At 46.7% G+C, this 17269-nt stretch carries 15 protein-coding genes and 1 pseudogene; all 16 read right to left on the reverse strand.

Annotated features, from left to right (window positions below; genetic code table 11):
* Window positions 1-14: 14 nt before the first annotated feature.
* Window positions 15-2705, reverse strand: a complete 2691-nt coding sequence (locus tag LKD41_RS06105; RefSeq protein ID WP_227700714.1) for a CD1108 family mobile element protein — start codon at window positions 2703-2705, stop codon at window positions 15-17.
* A gap of 1 nt (window position 2706) precedes the next feature.
* Window positions 2707-5178, reverse strand: coding sequence for a VirB4-like conjugal transfer ATPase, CD1110 family (locus LKD41_RS06110; RefSeq protein ID WP_227700715.1), 2472 nt, complete (start codon window positions 5176-5178; stop codon window positions 2707-2709).
* Window positions 5117-5533 carry a PrgI family protein gene (locus tag LKD41_RS06115; RefSeq protein WP_227700716.1) on the reverse strand — a complete coding sequence of 139 codons (417 nt, stop codon included), beginning with the start codon at window positions 5531-5533 and terminating at the stop codon, window positions 5117-5119. The genes LKD41_RS06110 and LKD41_RS06115 overlap by 62 nt, the downstream gene beginning before the upstream one ends.
* Window positions 5534-5545: 12 nt before the next feature.
* A complete protein-coding gene (locus LKD41_RS06120) occupies window positions 5546-6418 on the reverse strand; it encodes a VirB6/TrbL-like conjugal transfer protein, CD1112 family (protein WP_055264206.1) in 873 nt (290 codons plus the stop codon).
* Window positions 6419-6421: 3 nt separating this feature from the next.
* Entirely contained in the window at window positions 6422-6637 is a 216-nt protein-coding gene (locus LKD41_RS06125) for a Maff2 family mobile element protein (protein WP_118656865.1), read from the reverse strand.
* Window positions 6638-6761: 124 nt separating this feature from the next.
* Window positions 6762-7586: pseudogene (locus LKD41_RS06130) on the reverse strand (VirD4-like conjugal transfer protein, CD1115 family); the annotation flags it as partial.
* 41 nt (window positions 7587-7627) lie between these two features.
* Complete coding sequence (locus tag LKD41_RS06135; RefSeq protein WP_003500132.1) at window positions 7628-7786, reverse strand: transposon-encoded TnpW family protein; 159 nt, start codon at window positions 7784-7786, stop codon at window positions 7628-7630.
* A 141-nt stretch (window positions 7787-7927) separates the two neighbouring features.
* On the reverse strand, window positions 7928-9799 hold the full coding sequence (locus LKD41_RS06140; protein ID WP_227700717.1) for an AAA family ATPase: 1872 nt from the start codon (window positions 9797-9799) through the stop codon (window positions 7928-7930).
* Entirely contained in the window at window positions 9796-11292 is a 1497-nt protein-coding gene (gene mobQ, locus LKD41_RS06145) for a MobQ family relaxase (RefSeq protein ID WP_227700718.1), read from the reverse strand. The genes LKD41_RS06140 and mobQ overlap by 4 nt, the downstream gene beginning before the upstream one ends.
* Entirely contained in the window at window positions 11258-11617 is a 360-nt protein-coding gene (locus LKD41_RS06150; RefSeq protein ID WP_227700719.1) for a DUF3847 domain-containing protein, read from the reverse strand. Before LKD41_RS06150 ends, mobQ begins: the two co-directional genes overlap by 35 nt.
* A 349-nt stretch (window positions 11618-11966) precedes the next feature.
* Window positions 11967-12407: a DUF6591 domain-containing protein gene (locus LKD41_RS06155; RefSeq protein ID WP_227700720.1), complete on the reverse strand. Its 441-nt coding sequence runs from the start codon at window positions 12405-12407 to the stop codon at window positions 11967-11969.
* Between the two features lie 2 nt (window positions 12408-12409).
* Window positions 12410-12868 carry an HAAS signaling domain-containing protein gene (locus LKD41_RS06160; RefSeq protein WP_227700721.1) on the reverse strand — a complete coding sequence of 153 codons (459 nt, stop codon included), beginning with the start codon at window positions 12866-12868 and terminating at the stop codon, window positions 12410-12412.
* Window positions 12865-13224 carry a PadR family transcriptional regulator gene (locus LKD41_RS06165; protein WP_227700722.1) on the reverse strand — a complete coding sequence of 120 codons (360 nt, stop codon included), beginning with the start codon at window positions 13222-13224 and terminating at the stop codon, window positions 12865-12867. The genes LKD41_RS06160 and LKD41_RS06165 overlap by 4 nt, the downstream gene beginning before the upstream one ends.
* 157 nt (window positions 13225-13381) lie before the next feature.
* Entirely contained in the window at window positions 13382-13726 is a 345-nt protein-coding gene (locus tag LKD41_RS06170; RefSeq protein ID WP_227700723.1) for a TnpV protein, read from the reverse strand.
* Window positions 13723-16686, reverse strand: a complete 2964-nt coding sequence (locus LKD41_RS15955; protein ID WP_227700724.1) for a DUF4368 domain-containing protein — start codon at window positions 16684-16686, stop codon at window positions 13723-13725. The genes LKD41_RS06170 and LKD41_RS15955 overlap by 4 nt, the downstream gene beginning before the upstream one ends.
* Before the next feature lie 29 nt (window positions 16687-16715).
* On the reverse strand, window positions 16716-17189 hold the full coding sequence (locus LKD41_RS06180; RefSeq protein ID WP_055261068.1) for a PcfB family protein: 474 nt from the start codon (window positions 17187-17189) through the stop codon (window positions 16716-16718).
* Window positions 17190-17269: the final 80 nt, after the last annotated feature.

The raw sequence follows: 17269 nt of genomic DNA on the forward strand, positions 1-17269 counted from the left end.
AATTCCTCCCTTCGCTAATTCAATCTTCCAAAACCATAGAAATGGCTCTGCCAGTAAGAAGTATTGATTGATGTGTACTGAATTGGATCACCGCAATGCACCATCGTACCGTTTCCACAGTAGATACCAACGTGTGTAACCGGACGTCCTGCATTGTAGGTTCCTGTAAAAAATATAATGTCCCCTGCCTTTGCATCTGCCGCTGATACCGGAGTACACTGGTCATAAATGCCCTGTGCTGTGGTTCTTGGCAGGTTATGTACGCCGCTGTTTGAAAATACCCAGCATACAAAACCGGAACAGTCAAAACTAGCCGGAGCTGTGCCGCCAAAAGTATATGGCATTCCCAGATACCTGTTTGCTTCACGCATAAGCGTCTGTACGGTTGCATCATCATAGGATTCCGGCGGTATCACATTGCTGGTTCCTCCTCCGGTGCCGCCCGTTGTTTCTCCATAAATGGTCTGTTCTCCTGCTTCAAAATAAAATAACGGGTTATAATATTCCCCGTTATACAGACATTCGATATGAAGGTGGCTTCCGGTACTGCTTCCTGTATTTCCGCTTTTGCCTATATTGTCACCTTTTTTTACACTCTGCCCTGCGGACACATTTAAGCTGTCCATGTGGGCATATTTTGTGGTATATCCCTTACTGTCCGTAATCACCACATAATTTCCATAATAGGAATCGTAAGTTGCTTCTGTTACCGTTCCATCATGTGCCGCATATACAAACGTTCCTGTCGGCACCGCTATATCCACACCCCTGTGAAGCTCCTCGGCTCCGGTGTTTGGATTTTTCCGGTAGCCATAATAACTGCTGATATAGTAATACCAGTAATAATCAACCGGAGAAGCAAAGACCTGTAAGCCGCCTTTTGTCTCCGTATAGGCTCCAAAAATTTCCGTCTGTTCGCTGTCCATGCGTCCGGCTACAATGCTCTCAAGCGGTGTGACCGTAAGTGTGACACGAAGAATTGTTACGGTATATTCTTCTTCCTCCTCATACTCGTATTCCTCGGTACGGGTAGTCCCGTCCGGATTTGTTACTATTCTGGTTCCGGTCTTTGTGACTGTCCTTGTCCGTGTTTCCTCTACTTCCTCGGTAGTAAGTGAATACATGGCATCAAATAATTCCTGAATCTCACTCTCTATTCCTGCGGCAGTAAATTCCGTATGGACTGCGGAAAGATAACTGATCAGTGTGTACGGATCATGCCCGATTGCACCAAGGTTATAATCGTATTCATCATATCCCGGATAATCAGTTTCAATCCGGTCAATCTTATTTTGCAGTTCCATTTCCTTTTCTGTAAAAGATAAATCTGCTGCATCAATCTCTGCCGGAAGGCTAAGATATGTGCTTGCCATCGTTGTTGTCACAGTTCCGGTAAACATGGAACCGCAGCTTGATAGTGCCGACATGATCATAATGAGCAGAAGTGCAAAAATACCCACTGTGATAATCAGTGTTTTATTTTTCGTGGCAATTTCCTGTAACTTCTTTGCAATCCCGGTTGCAGCATTGGCTGTCTTTGTAAATGTTTCCTTTGCAGTCTTGGCTTCTGCTCCTACCCGCCTTGCCTTGGCATACTCACGCTTGATGCGCTGTTTCTGTAGCTGCCTTTGCAACTGCTTCTTTGGACTGTTGCCCTTTAGATGTGGATTTTCACTGATGAATTTCTCATACTCCAGCTTCATATCCGCTGTAACCTGTTTTTTGTGCAATCGCTCTAAGCGGTCACGCTTTCTCTGTGCCTTGCTCTTGCGGTGATACTTCATATAGTGGTAAATATCCTCGGCTCGCTGTTCCGTCTTGTGTGCGCCCTCCACAGCAGAATTATCCTTTTCTGTCTCTGCAATCTTGCGATGCACAAAATACATATTTTCGGTCTGGAGCTTGTGAACCGCAGTTTTTCCCAGTCCATCCGGTTTAAATGGCTTCTCCACATCCACCGGAACCACAACATACTTTGCTTTTCCGGTCTGTTCATCAAAGACACGCTTCATCTCATACTGCCGCTTTGTCGGCATCTTGTCCTTTGCTTTCTGCAACTTTCGGCGGTTCTTTTCCGACTTATCAAAAGCCTTCTGTACTTTTTGGTCTGTAAATTCGTCCGCCTGCCCCTGCGAAAATGTGGCGTCCTTTATCTGAAGATCTCCATAATCGGACTGCTTTGCATTTTCTGACTTTGCACGCTCTCTGTGTGCGTGTTCTCTCTGCACACGCCTTTTGTGATATTTTCCTTTTTCCTCAGACCGTTGGTAGGTGTCCCTGACATGAACCTCATTTTCCATCGTGCTGTCAGAATCCCCCGGCTGTTCCTTCTGCATGAAACTGTTTTCCTTTAAGAATGCCTTTTCCGCATCGGCTTCTGACTTCTGGACATTGTGACCAGAAGTGTTCTGTTGCTGTTGCAACTGACGGTAATATTTCTTTTTATTGCCCGTTTTTCTCTCTGCTCCAGTTTCCGACTTTTGGACATTGTGACCAGAAGTTACATTTTTTGTATCACTGCCATGGTTCGCATCCCGTGGCAGATTGCTCACAGGCTTCTCATTGGCATGAAAATGATTTTCCGTAGGAAAGGTGTTATCCTGCCTGTGTTCTGTGTGTTTTGCTCCAGTCACTTCCTTATCCTTGGAAAATGTCTCTTTTTCAAATGCCTTTACTGCCTGCTTCTTCTGTCTTTTTTCTGCCATTTTATACTGCGTCCTCCTTCTGCACCGATTCCTCCGGCTTGGTATTCATAATTCTGTAAGTCTTGGTGTCTGTCGGATATTTGTCTACAAATGGAATTACCACATTGTCAAACAGTATCAGACCACTTCCCGGCTCGGAGTTGGTGACATAGGAAAGCTGCTTATCAGATAGTCCCAGTTTATCAGCGAGAATTGCCTGATCTTTGGCATTCTGATTTAACAGATACACAAAATCGCTGTTACCCAAAATACCTTCAATCTCCTCAGAACGAAGAAAATCGCCCACGTTCTGCGTCAAACCTGTCGGAATACCGCCCCATTTTCTGAAACGCTTCCAGATTTCCACGGAATAAATAGCTGTCTGCTTCTCCTTCAGAAGAAGGTGGAACTCATCACAGTAATAACGGGTAGCAATCTTTCGCTCCCTGTTCTGCGATACCCTGTTCCAAACCGCATCCTGCACGATTAACATACCCAGCTCTTTCAACTGATTTCCCAAGTCTCTGATGTCAAAGCACATGATACGGTTGCCGCTGTCCACATTGGTATGGTGGTTGAAGTAATTCTGTGAACCATGCACATACAGCACAAGGCTGTTTGCGATACGCTCCGCCTTTGGATTTTTGTGTGCTAACAGGGCATCATATAAATCTTCCAGCAGCGGCATATTTTCCGGCACCGGATTTTCAAAATACTTATCATAAATATGACGGATACACTCGTCGATGATACCTTTTTCATCGTTCTGCAATCCATCCTTGCCGCCTGCAATCAGGTCACACAGAGTAATAATAAAATCGGATTTCAGCTTTAACGCTTCCTTATCCCCCTTATGGGATAACTGTATATCCATAGGGTTCAGATAGTCTTTGGAATTGGTGGCAAGTTTTACCACCTGTCCATGTAGTGCTGCCACAAGAGCAAAATACTCTCCCTCCGGATCGCAGATGATAATATCGTCCTTTGTGATAAGAAAACAGCTTAAAATCTCACGCTTTGCACTAAAACTCTTACCACTTCCGGGAGTACCTAAGATAACTCCGTTTGGTGTACGGAGCCTTTTGCGGTCTGCCATAATCATGTTGTTGCTGAGTGCATTTAATCCGTAATAGATTGCCGGTGCAGGCATAAACAATTCCTGTGTGCAGAATGGTACTAAGATTGCGGTACTCTTTGTGGAAAGGGTACGCTCAATTCCGGTTTCATTGCACCCAATCGGTGCAGATGCCATAAGGCCCTGCTCCTGTAAATACTGTAAACATCTAAGGTCACAGTTTGCCTGCTGAATAATACCGGACACCCTCTGCATTAAGCTCTCCAGTTCCCGCTTGGTTCTGCCATAACAGGTAATGAGAAATGTCATGTTGATCATCTTCTGGTTGCTCGTATTCAGGTCATCGAGAAATTCCAGCGTGTCCTTTTCATAGGTCACAATATCCGTTGGAAGAATATCCATATCGTAGCCGCTCCGGACTGCCTTTTTCTGCTCTTCAATCTTCATCTTCTGGATATTGGAAATGACCGCTTTTAACTTCTTGATTGCCTTTACCGGATCTTCCGTCTGCATGTGCATGGAGATAGTAAGGTTTGCATCAATGTCAAGAAGCTGCTTGATCAGCTCGTCCGTAAACTTCGGTGCGATAATATCCAGATAGGACACACAGCCATTCATATTCCCCGACTTAAAGCGGTTCGGATAGCGGAAATCAAATCCCGGCGGTGCAATATAGTCCTTGACCGACTTACCGGATTCTGCCAAATCCTTAAATGAAAAACGGAAAGGCTCCATCGTATCCTGATTAAAATATTCATGCAGGATGCGCAGTCTTTCCTTTCCGTCCAGTCCCCTCGCAAGGGTTCCTATGTTGTTTAAGTTCCGTATGACATCTTTTTCAATGTTGTTAAGGCGGCTCTTTGCTTCCTTATAGCCATTGCTTTCCACACCAAAGATCAGGTATTTTGACTTGATAATACCGTTATTCCCCTTTGCCGCCTGTTTCTTTAACATCTCCGTGTATTCTTCACGAATATCGTTAAAATCATCCTCCTGCCACGGAATGTCAAACTGTTCCGTAAGCATCTGCTCGTTGACCTGCCTGTTGAAAAGCACCAGTTCAAACTTCACAGACGGATCAAAATAATTGATGAGCTTACTGTACTGTGCCAGTATGTCCGCCTGGTCATCCACTTCCAGAAGCTCATAGTTTATATCAAAAAATTCCACCATCTTTGTATAATAACGGTGGCTGACCTGACAGATACCGTCACGGAACATCTTTTCAAAAGTGATCGTCCTTTGTGCGGTAGTCGGCTTTTCTTTCTCAATGCTCTTTCCCGATAAAATATGCTTTAACTGTATAAGACGCTTCTTTTCTGAAAAGGTAAGACCGCCACTTTTACTGTTGTTCCTGCTATTGCCCTGATAACTGCTTTTTCTGCGGCTTTCCGGTTCTGCCTTTTGCTTTTTCTTCAAGATAACGAACCTCCCTTCGTAATTTTTCTTTTTCTTCCAACTGCTTGTATAAGTTCTCTGACCGGTATGGTCTTATGCCCGGTGTGAGTATCTTCTGCCGGAGCATAAAATACAAAATCTTCTCCGCCGGAAACCCGTTTTTCTCATACATCGCAAAAAAGAAGAACGGAAGCATTGCTCCCATCATAAGAAGTGATGCGGCTGATGTTCCGATCAGTCCCTTGGTTAAAAAATACAAGGGTATCCCTGCTACTGCCGCACCGCTGAAACAGATGATCTGTCTCTTTGTCAAGTTCAGTGCCACTTTTGTCTTGATACCGGACAAATCTTTTGGCACCTGCACAGATATTGCCATGTCGTTCCTCCCTTAGTGCGCATTCCAGATAGATTTTGACAGCGAACCTGTCTTAAACAGGGAAAAACATAAAATCACAGTATATGCTGCCACCGACCAGAGTGCCGTATGCAGGTTGTCGGCTACTGCCACACCTGCCACCAGCACCGCATAGATTGCGACGCACACCATCATAAAAAAGCCCTGAAATGCCAATGCACAAAGTCCCTTAAAATAATTAGTTCCTATCGTTCCCCATTCCCGGTTGGTTACGGTTGCACAGGGAACAGGTGCTACTGATACATAAAGATATATTTCAATCATTCGCCCATAAAGAATGACGGTGATCAGGACTGACATGATTTTCATACATAAACTGACGATCATGGTCTCCATCCCCAGTCCTAACAGCTCGCCTATGCTCATCTCCGAAAACTGCTCATTGAACATCGTCTGCAGCGTACTTGAAACATCAATACTGGTTTCCCCGCTGATTGCTGCCGCTGCGGAATTGACGATGTGGCTTCCCACATCAAATACCGCCATTACAATGTCAAAAGTCTTGCTAAGAAGCATGACTGCAATACACGCTTTCATAAAAAAACGGATAAAAATTGCCGTATTGAAGTCATGCAGATTATTCTTGTCAATAACCATGGAAATAAGCTCGTAGACGAGTACAAAACTGATGATCATTCCCGCTATGGGAATCATCACGTTATCGGACAGGGTTTTTATCATGTCAAAAATACCGGAGTTCCAAGTGCTAGGAGTTTTGCTGACCTCCCCTGCAATCGTGCCTACCTTGTCATTGACATCGGTAAACATGGTTTCAAAGTTTGTCAACACCCATCCCTGCAACAGTTCCTTTATGAATTCAGTAATCTTATCAATGATCCCGCCCATGAATTATGAGAACAGTGTGGTAAGCTGTGGGATTACCGTCTGTGCCACAATGATGATGCCACCGCCACTCATAAGCTGCTTGATTCCCTGTGATTTTGCACCGGGATTATCATTTCCGTATCCTTCGAGAAGATTGATAACTCCCCATACGCCTACACCTGCGCCGATTGCGGTTACTACTGTTTTAAGTCCTGTTACTGATGTTGTAAAAAAGCCCATTTATTTGTCTCCTTTTTCAAAAAATAAAAAGGGAGCTTCTCTGAATTATAATTTTTAGAAAAGCTCCCATATCATAAGTTCCATATTCAGTTGTAAAACAACTTCTGGTCACAATGTCCAGAAGTTAAGCTGTGATTTCTCCGACATCGCATACCTCATCCACCACATCATTCCTCTTAAAGCGGAGTCTGTTGCGGTTCTTGACGTATTTTTCAATGTCAAATTCATTCTTTTTGTCATAATCGGATAACAGCGGGTACTGCTTATGCTTCGTTATATCAAATTTATCTGAGAAAAATGGTCTCACACCTCTAAGCTGCATGATACACTTGCTGCCATCCATAACCGCAATCTCGTCCTGACTCATTAACTCCTTTCCGGTCTTTTGATAATTCAGACCGTAGGACTGGCTCGTACCTCTCGTATCCGAGGTATTATAAAGGTCAATTGTTTCTTTTCCAAGGATTTCTGCCAAGTCTTTCAGAGTATCTTTCTCTTTTCCTCCCAGAAACAGGGTAGTGTCGCAGTTTCCTTCAATCGTGGAAGCGTTGTCCCGGTACAGAGCCTTGAGCTGTGACTTTGACTGCAAAATAATAGAAGCTGATATTTCTCTCGACCTTATGGTCGCTATCAGCTTCTCAAACTGTGGAATCTGCCCGATGTTTGCAAACTCGTCCAGTAAGCACCGAACGTGAATCGGCAGTCTTCCGTTATATACATCATCTGCCTTGTCACAAAGCAGATTGAATAACTGCGAATACATGATACTTACAATGAAATTGAATGTCGCATCGGTATCGGAGATAATGACAAACAGTGCTGTCTTTTTCTCACCCAATGTATCAAGCTCCAGTTCATCATAAGCAGTCAGGTCACGCAGCTCCTTGATGTCAAATGGTGCCAACCTTGCACCACAGCTAATCAAAATAGATTTTGCTGTCTTTCCAGAGACGAAAAGTCAAGGACTTTTTCATCAAATTCACAAAGAAGTCACATTCTGCGGACTTCCTCACGCAGCAGACGCTTGATTTTGTCCTCCATCGTCTCCTTGGCGGTCTGGCTGAAATGCACACGCACGATATAGGTTGTCTTGCCGATCTGCTTTCTGACAGTCGGGCAAGTGGCGGTGTTGGTTGCGGTATTGTTCATTCAAAATCCTCCTGTAAATGAAAAATGCCCGGTGACTGTTCATCGTCGGGCGGTGTCAGTATGAGGGAACAAGGCAAGGCGGCAACATTAAGGTATCTATAAACACCTTGCCGTCTTTGCCACGCTTGCCTTGTTCCTGTGTCAGTTTCGGAGATAGCAAACCCATGCTGTGCCGTCTTTCTCGGTTATGAGCCTGTCTCCGATACGGCTTTTCGCCGTTCGCATGGTGCGTGAGGAAATCCCTCGGTCATTGACCGCTTTTTCCAGCTCTGCACTTGGCATTTTCTTTCCGTTTGCCAGCAGTTCCAGTATCAGCATTTCTGCCTGTGCGGTCTTGCTTTCCGTCTTGGCTGTGTCCGTTCCGGCAAGCAGTTCATCGGCGGTAATGTCATAAGCACCTATCCATTCAAACCCTTTCTCGTCTCCCAGAGAAAAAGCAAGGGACTGTCCGGGCGGCGCAAGGGAGCTTTTCTCATGGATAAGCACCCTCGTCGTGGGACTGTCTTTCAGCTTGCCGATAAAGAGCAGACTGCGGACTGCCGCCGTGATGTCGATAGACCCTAATCCCCGATAGGTGCTTTGCGTTCCTGCGGCTTTGTTCAGGTGTCCGATCAGCACGATAGCGCACCCGGTAGCCTGTGCAATGTCTCCCAAACTGCGGAATATCGGGCGCACCTCGTTTGCTCTGTTCATGTCCACATCTGCGCCCAGAAACGCCTGTACCGGGTCAATGATAACAAGCCTTGCGTTGTTTTCCCGGATTGCCCTTGCTATACGCTCATCGGCAAGGGTCAGCGGTGTGTCCCTATCGTCAATGACAAGCACTCTTTCAAGGTCTGCTTCCGCTTCCATCAGTCGGGGCTTGACGGTATCGCCCAGACCGTCCTCTGCGGTCTGGTAGATGATGTTGAAAGGCTCAAGGGTCTCCATACCGGGTAAAGGCTTTCGGTTGGTGCAAGCCGCCGCAAGACGCATGGCAAAGTAGGTCTTGCCCTCGCCGGGGTTGCCCTGTATAATCGTCAGCTTTCCAAAGGGGATATAGGGAAACCATAGCCAATCCACGCTCGTCAGCTCCACATCTGCCATGCGGAGCATGGGAACAGGCTGGGCGGTGGGCAGCTCTCGCAGCGTGATTGTCTCGGCTATGAATTTGCGGCTGGGAATGTCCCCTTGCTGACGGAGAACATCGTTCCAGTCTTTCCTTGCCGGGACAAGGCGAATGACGGCGATCTCGCCGGGAATGGACTGTGCCAGTCGGGTACAGGCTTCGCTTCCTGCGGTGTCGCTGTCAAGGCAGAGGAACACTTTTCGGGTGTCCTTGCGTTCAGAAAGAAAACGGTCAAGGGCTTTGCCCGAAACGCCGCCCAGGGCAAGATAATTTCTTTTCTGCCAATCCTGCGGATAAAGGCAGATAAAGGACAAAAGGTCAATCGGCGCTTCAAAAACAAAAAGCTGGTTGCCGTTTCCCTCATAGCGGAACGGATAGGACTTGTCAGACCCGGTAATATCCTGTCTGAATGGGTCTGCCGTTCCTCGCACATGGGCGTATCTCGGCGTACCGCTTCGGTCTCTGCCAACAAAGACAACATTGTGCCGCTTTGCGTCCTCGTAAATATCCCCGGAAAGAAGAAAAGCCTCAACCAGTTTCGGGTTGAGACCTCGGCTTTCGCAAAGATATTGAATTGCTCTGTCGGCTGTTCGGTTGTGCAAGGGCAAGTGGAACGCTGTGGGCGGTGCTGTGGTGGCTTCGGTCTGTCCTTCGCCGCTTTCGCCGGTCAGGAGCTGGACAGCTTCGGGAAAGGACTTGCCGTAAAACTCCATGACAAAATCAATGGGATAGCCGCCCTTGCTCTGGCTGTGTCGAAACCACTTGTTTCCCCGGACGGTCAGGCTGTCATGTTCTTTCCAGCGGTATTCTCGTCCGCTTTTGATAAGTGTCTCTCCCTGTGTGCGGAGAAAATCTTCCAGACTGACGGCGTTTGCCCGGTCAATCTGTGCTTGGGTGTAATTCATCGGGATAGTTCCTCCTTTTTCTGTCGTGTTTGAGGTCGATTTTGGAGCTTTTGTTCCTCTGTACGCTCGTTAAAACGGGCGGCAGTATCTACGCATGACTTGACCTTCCAAAGACGGTGTAAATCGTCTCTGACGGTCTTAAACTCGCCATAGGTGGTGTTGTGCGCCTGTTCCAGCTCGTCATACTCTTCGGTCAGCTTTTTCATATCCACCTTGCCGTCTGGGAACTCCCCGGTCAGCTTTCGTCTGGCGGCGTAGAACTGTTTCAGTTCCGTTTCATGCTCTGCCTTGTACTTGGCTCTGGGCTTCTCAAACTTGATTTTCTGCAAGCCGTCATAGACAGGCTTCAAGCTCTGGAAAGCAGCGGAGCTGTCATAGAGCTGCTTAATTGCTTTCATTCGGGCGGTCTGTTCGTCCAGCGTTTTCTTCAAGCTCTCTGTGGCAGCACTGTGTTCGCTGACACGGTGTTCCAAATCTTCAAGGGAATAAATGCCGTTTGCCCGGAGATAATTGAAAGTTTCGTTCATCTCCTTTAGGTTGCTGACCTTGCCTTTCTGCGAATAAGCCCCGGCTCTGCGGCTGGTGTAATAGGCGTTCAGCAGAGAAACAAGGTTTGGTGCCTGCGGCTTGGCAAGCTCCGCTTTTGCTTCGGCAATCCAATCGAACAGGAGAGCGATTTTCTTCTTGATGTCCCGGATAACGGCATTGGTGGCTCTGATCCAGCGGTTGAACTCACCTTTCTCGGTGCGTATGCCTTTCTTCTCCATTGCCCGGACGGTTGCGCCCTCATGGACGGTGGGAAGAAGCTCCACGCCCTGACGCTCATAGCTTCGGTGGTCGATACGAACGTCAAGCCCCTTTTCCGCAAACTTGCCATTGCATAGCTCCGCCCATGTCTGCCGCCAATGTTCCAGCGTTTCGGGACTGCCCCAGTCGGTAGTGGGAACGGCGTTGAACACAAACTTTCCGTCTGCGTCTCGGATACGGTTGCCGTCCTCGTCCAGCTCATACACCCGGCGTTGCTTTAGTCCCCATTTGCCGTTCTGCTCGATGGGGCGGATGGGGCAAAGCACATGAAAATGCGGGTTTGGTATGCCTCCGTCCTCCCGGTCTGGCTGGTGTACGGCGAAGTCAACCACCATGCCCCGGCTCACAAAGTTCTCCAACAAAAATTGCCTTGCAAGAGCGATGTTTTCCTCAAGGGAAAATTCATTCTGCAAGGCAATGTCAAAGCTGTATGTAAGCTGGGCGTTCTTTCCACGCTCGGCTTTTTCCACGGCGTTCCATAGGGTCTGGCGGTCTGCGTATTCTGGCGGTGCATGGGACGGCAGGAGAATGCCGGAGCAGATCACGCCGCCCTTGCGGGTGTAGTCGCTGTACTCGCCGTAATACTCGCTATACAATCGCTCCCCGGCACGGTAGGCGGCAGAAGCAATAGCGGACTGTCCTGCGCTTCGCTTAGTCTGCGTGACGCTCAGGTGAAATAGTGCCATCGGCTTTCAACTCCCTTTCTCTGTTTGCTTGGCTGATGTGGGTAATCGCCATGTGACGGACAGCTCGCTGGACTTCGGACAGGGAAAAGATGTGTTCCATCAGCTCTGTCATTTCGGTGCGTGTGAGATCTTTGATCTCCGGGGCAAGGCTCTCAACCGTGCCGCCCAGATTGCAAAGGCGGTGGGTGCGTTTCTGCCTTTCGCCTTTCTCCAGATACTTCTTTCTGTTCTCAAGACGGTTGAGCTTGTGCTGTTCCTGTGCAAGCTGCGTCTCCGCTCGTTCCTTTTCGGCTCGGAGCTGGTCAAGAGTTTTCGGTTTTGCCATTGTGATTGACCTCCTTTTTTGAGTTTGATGATAAAAAAGACCGCTGACTTTGTGCGCACACGACGCAGGTCAACGGTCTGATTTTCGGTATTCGTTTTTCAAACTTGCTGGCGGCGAACAGCATTTTATGCTGTTTGCGGACGGCAAGTCCACAGGGGATAGCCGCTTTAGCGGCGCAAGGGGGTGTAGCCACCTTGACGGAACGAAGTGACGCAACATTCGAGGTCATGCAGTTTTTTGCTGACAGAGAATGAAGCTCCGCAGGACGCACGATACTCTCGATAGGAGAGTATAGAAGTGCGCCCTTTAGTTCCTAAAGGGTTTTTGCTTTGCCGTTTATTGCACACTCTCATTTTTCAAATGTAACATAAATCGTTAAACTATCAGGTATGTAGCTGATACTTAAACCTTTTTCTCCATTTGATAGAAGCGTTCCGACAGAAACATAGTTCTCTCCTTTGATTTTCTCTGACACATCCTCAACTACGGAAAAGCCATTTTGCATCAAAAGTTCCATGTAGTTATCATAGTCATTTTTTTCTATGCCTGAAATACTGATACTGCAATTTCCATGGTCTGTATCAAGCATAGCCCATGCAACTGTGCCAGTTGGAACGGGAAGTCCCTCAGTATATTCATTGACTGGCCATTCTCCCTCATCAAGCCTAATAATTCCTTCAGATTGCGAATTGCTTGCATCTCCTGTATCTCTGGATGGTGTTTTTTGGGTGGAGCAAGCAGTCAATGACAATATAAGCAAAATTGCAATTACCGAAATAAATCTTTTCATAGTTACCTCCTATTGTTGTGGACGGTTCTGATAATCTGAATTGTGGCAAATGCAAAAGCGATTATGCCAACCAATAAAATAATTTGAGAAGCATCAAAAATAAAATCACCCTTAACCTGAATGTTTGTCATTGCGTCTGCTTGCCCGATTGCTCCTTCCGGCATTTTACCAGATTTTGCAGTAGTATAAATTAAAAAAGCAACAATAGCTATCACAAGGGAAATGACACTTGAAATGATCCATTTCCGTTTCTTTGGAACGGAATTATCAATTCCAAACTGTTCTGCTGTGCTGTTAGCAAATTCTTGCGGCGTTCCAAGCCTTTCGATTACCTGTTGTTCAGTTTCTCCATGCTCAACGGCAGAATTAAATATTTCATTCAAGTCACGCACAACCTCAGTTTTGGCTTTGCGTGATAAATTTAATTCCTTTTCAACCTGCCTTATGTATTGCTCCTTCATTCAGAGACCTCCGTTTGTTGATAGGTGGCGATAAAGCTATTTACACAATCCGTGTAGTTGGCCCAAAACGCAATCAACTCCTGTAAAACTTCCTTTCCTTTAAGAGTAAGGGAGTAATATTTTTTTGATCCGCCATTAGCGGCCGCTGGTGCTAAACGACATTGAATTAGTTCTGCTTCCTGTAAACGATACAGAATAGGGTAAATCGTTCCCTCTTTTGCATATCCTAAGACAGATGCACTGCTATTTAACTCTGTGATTATTTCATAGCCATAGGTCTCTCTGCGCCCGATTAAGGATAATAGTATCATTTCAAGAGAGCCTTTTTTGAATTGTTGCACATATTTGTTATCCATAATCTTCACCACGCTTTAGTTTTGCTGATTAGTGTCGCTAAATAGCAAAACTAATTATACTCATATTCGGCGCCTTAGTCAATGGTTTCCTTGAAAAAGTTACAGTTTGTTCAAGTGATTGAACGCCCGAACATTTTTCGTCCGGGCGTTCTCGGTGTCAATCATAAATCAGCTCAAACTTCACGATAGCTTCTGTCTGTGCCTTGCAAGCGATCATCTGTCGTACCCATTCCATTTGGTTGTCGGCTTTCAGTTGTTCGGTCACTCCGTTTCGCTTCGCCAGCTCTGACCCAATCAGCTCCATGCGGTTTCGTGCCGCTTCGTCAATCTCGGCGCAATGCTCAAAGAGCTTGTCGGATAGCACCAGCTCATTGAACAGTATCGGGCGGTGTATTTCCAGATATGCCTTGCGAAGTCTGCCGTAGTGTCCGAGGGGCTTGGTCTTGCGGATAACGATGTTCGGGATAAGATAATCGTCGTTCTGACTGTAAGTGATATTCATGCTATCTGCGCTCCTTTCTGCGGCTCTCTCTGCGGTAAACTGCTGACAGGAACGAACACGCCCTTTGCAATGTCCTCCGCACGAATGGCGGCTTTCTTGGCTTCGATTTCCGCCTTTTTTCTCTTCTTGATTTTGTCCTCGTATCGCTTCTGCGCTCCGCTGGCTTTCCGCTTCAAGTAGTTCTGATGAAGCCTGTCCTTGCGTTCCTCACGTTTGCGGATTTCCTCTAATTCTTCTGGGGTCAACTCCACTTCACCAAACGCCGGGGGAACGAATCGCCCAACAAAATTGAAGTAAATCTCGACCTCCTGTGTGGTCTGTATACTGCCTTTGCGGTCACGCTCATGCACAAGGATTTTCTCGATAAACTCGTTGAGCATGGCAATGGTCAGCTTGTCGAAGTTCTCATATTTGTCAATCAGAGCGATAAAACGGTCAGCGTCCTTTTCGTGCTTTTCATAGCTCTTGATAGCCTTTTCCAGAACAGAGATTTCAGCGGTAAGCTCGGACTGTTCCTTTTCGTATTGAGCGTCCAGAGTGGCGTATCTGCTGTCGGACAGCTTTCCTAAAATGTTGTCCTCATAGATTTTGCAGAGCAGGACTTCCAACTCGGAAACTCTCTGCTTTGCGGTGGCAAGGCGTGTCCGCTGTTTCCTGACCTCTGTGGTCTGCTGGCTGGACTGCGCTTCCTGCACCACACGGACAAACTCGGCTCTGTCATGCTTCGCATACTCGGCAATGGCTTTCAGCATTTCAGAGACAAGGGACAGTACCACATCTTCATTGATACGGTGCTGGGTCTTGCAGAACGTTCCGCAAGGAACTTTGGTGTACTGTGAGCAGGTGTATTGAGAAATACGCTTGCCGTTGTTAGTACGGTGGACATACATCTTGCCGCCGCAATCTGCACAATAAAGCAAGCCTGTGAGGGGAGCTGCTTCGCCCCAGCCGTCCGGGTAGCGTCTGACATTCCCACGGATTTTCTGCACAAGGTCAAAGGTCTGCTGGTCAATGATAGGCTCATGGGTATTCTCGAAAATCGTCCATTCGTCCTCCGGGACATAATGGCTTTTTTTGTCCTTGAAGTGCTTTCGGGTCTTGAAATTGATGGTGTGTCCCAGATACTCACGCTTTTCAAGAATGTTGCAGATGGTGGAAGAACCCCAGCCGTACACATCTTTGAAAGTCTTGTTTTTGTTCACGCCCTCGCCGTGTTTGGCAAGGTAAGCAGACGGAATAAGCACCTTTTCCGATTTCAGTTTGCTGGCGATCTGATACGGACCGTAGCCTTCAATCGTCATGGCAAAGATGCGCTTGACCACATCAGCGGCTTCGGGGTCAACCAACCATTGGTCTCTGGCTTCGTTCCAGAGATAGCCGTAAATGACCGTGCCTGTGAGGTGCTTGCCGGACTTGCCTTTTGACTGGAAAGTGGAACGGATTTTACGGCTGGTGTCTCTGGCATAATACTCGTTCATAATGTTGCGGAAAGGGGTAAAATCATCGTCCCCTCTGGCACTGTCCACGCCGTCATTGATGGCGATAAGGCGAACGCCACGCTGACGCAGGATTTCCATAATCTGACCGACTTTCAGATAGTCACGACCCATGCGGCTCATGTCCTTGATACACAGATACTCCACATTCCCGGCTTCAACCTCTTTCATCATTGCCAAAAATCCGGGACGATCAAAGCAAGTACCACTAATGCCATCGTCCGTGAAATGGACAATGTTTGTAAAGCCCTGCCGTGCGGCGAACTCCTCCAACATAGCCTTTTGATTGGAAATGGAATTGCTCTCACGCTGTTGGTCATCATCTTTGCCAAAGTCATCACGGCTCAGTCGTTCGTACAGAGCTGTGATTTTCTCGTTTTTTCTCATAGCTTGCGCTCCTTTCTTCGGTTTTAGGTTGTGTGTTCTAAGAGACTTCCCAACCGCTTGATTAAGAAGTCTTTTAGAGCATACAACACCTGCGGCAAGTTTATATTTCTTATACTGCCTTACCGCAAAATGGTTTGGGTTCTTCTGCTCCAGCTCCTCAAACAGCAGGTCAACCGCATTTTTGAAATTTTCATCATCTTCCCTTGCTTCACTGGCATCCACCAGATCAATCAGCATGGAAAAATTCTGTTCTTCCTCCGGTGCTTCGTACCAGATATATGCGATCAGTGCCGTGTAATAGAGCTTTTCGGCTTTCACCCAGAAATCCTCAGAGGCTTGCTGTCCTTCCCCTTTGGTATTTACAATGATTGTGTTTACGAGTTTCAGAATGTCCTTTTCGCTCCGGATGTAAGCGAAAGGGTTGTAATGCATTGATTTTGCAAAGTTAATGGTATTAAGCACCTTAATCCGGTAATCATTCTTAGACAGCATTTTGCCACATTCCACGAGGACTGTGCCTTTGGGATCAGTCACAACGTAGGAACTGTGCATCTGCATGAGGTTCGGCTTAACAAAAAATCTGGTCTTGCCGGAACCGGAACCACCGATTACAAGTATGTTTTTATTTCTCGCATACTTTGGCTGTTTTGGTCTGCCCGACATCATAAGTCTCTCCGTTGCAGTTAATAATACGTTGTTCTCGAATACAGGATCAACATACGGTTCAATATCCTTGGCGGTTCCCCACCTTGCTGAACCGTACTCCACTCCCTGCCGGAATTTCTTTGCATTTTTCGCTTTATAATAAACTACCATACGAAATCCAATTCCGCAACCCACTCCTACCAGTAAATCCCTCGGCAGAAAACTTGGTAGCGGATTATGGAACGCACCTCCAATCCCATTGATTGTGTCCAACACCTTCTGTAAGGTGTTATCACCTGCCTGCTGTCCATACAGCCATGAAACCTTATTCAGAACATACCCGAAGATCACATAGGGAGCACATTTCAGGGCAAGCTGCTTTTTATTTACCCCTTTTGTTTTTTCTTTGAGAGTTTTCGGAATTGACTGCAAATCTTTCACAATCCCGTCAATGACCTTGCTTATAAGCTCTGTCCCTTGTCCTTATTTTTCTCTCTGCTGCGCTCCTTATTTTTATTCTGTGCAACAATCTTCTGAAGTCCTTTCAGTTTCTGTCTGAGTGACGGACGCTGCTGTTTTTTCTCATTAACTTTGACAAATTCCTTGAATGCCTGTGCAATCACATCGGCATCCTTGCCCTTGAAAAATACAAGATACTTGGGTGGTTCCATGGTCTTATCCTTTTTTACTGCGAAATCGACATTGTATTTCCTTGCAACACGCTCAAAGGATTTAATATTGCTATCCGTAACCTCAATGGACTTTGCACCCTCTCCCTGACCGACCAGCTTTTTTACCGGGATTTTCCCATGGGAAGGCTCCTTATGCTTCTGGTGTTCCAGATACATCTTCATCGCCTTCTGTAACACGCTTGCGGTCAGTTTGGAAGTCTTGATTGCAAGAGCAATGGTTTTCTGTGTTGTTTCCTCCTGCACGGTGTACCTCCTTCCTTATCTGCACCAACTTGATTTAGGGTGGAACCAACAGCCTGTGAAGCTGTGTTTTCATTGCCATA

This window comes from Roseburia sp. CLA-AA-H209 (assembly GCF_020687575.1).
Classification (GTDB): domain Bacteria; phylum Bacillota; class Clostridia; order Lachnospirales; family Lachnospiraceae; genus Roseburia_C; species Roseburia_C amylophila.

Coding starts and splice junctions, on each gene's coding strand:
- LKD41_RS06120 (WP_055264206.1), bottom strand. CDS start 6,418: ATGGGCGGGATCATTGATAAGATTACTGAATTCATAAAGGAACTGTTG.
- LKD41_RS06105 (WP_227700714.1), bottom strand. CDS start 2,705: ATGGCAGAAAAAAGACAGAAGAAGCAGGCAGTAAAGGCATTTGAAAAA.
- mobQ (WP_227700718.1), bottom strand. CDS start 11,292: ATGGCACTATTTCACCTGAGCGTCACGCAGACTAAGCGAAGCGCAGGA.
- LKD41_RS06125 (WP_118656865.1), bottom strand. CDS start 6,637: ATGGGCTTTTTTACAACATCAGTAACAGGACTTAAAACAGTAGTAACC.
- LKD41_RS06165 (WP_227700722.1), bottom strand. CDS start 13,224: ATGGATAACAAATATGTGCAACAATTCAAAAAAGGCTCTCTTGAAATG.
- LKD41_RS06160 (WP_227700721.1), bottom strand. CDS start 12,868: ATGAAGGAGCAATACATAAGGCAGGTTGAAAAGGAATTAAATTTATCA.
- LKD41_RS06150 (WP_227700719.1), bottom strand. CDS start 11,617: ATGGCAAAACCGAAAACTCTTGACCAGCTCCGAGCCGAAAAGGAACGA.
- LKD41_RS06140 (WP_227700717.1), bottom strand. CDS start 9,799: ATGAATTACACCCAAGCACAGATTGACCGGGCAAACGCCGTCAGTCTG.
- LKD41_RS06135 (WP_003500132.1), bottom strand. CDS start 7,786: ATGAACAATACCGCAACCAACACCGCCACTTGCCCGACTGTCAGAAAG.
- LKD41_RS06155 (WP_227700720.1), bottom strand. CDS start 12,407: ATGAAAAGATTTATTTCGGTAATTGCAATTTTGCTTATATTGTCATTG.
- LKD41_RS06115 (WP_227700716.1), bottom strand. CDS start 5,533: ATGGCAATATCTGTGCAGGTGCCAAAAGATTTGTCCGGTATCAAGACA.
- LKD41_RS06170 (WP_227700723.1), bottom strand. CDS start 13,726: ATGAATATCACTTACAGTCAGAACGACGATTATCTTATCCCGAACATC.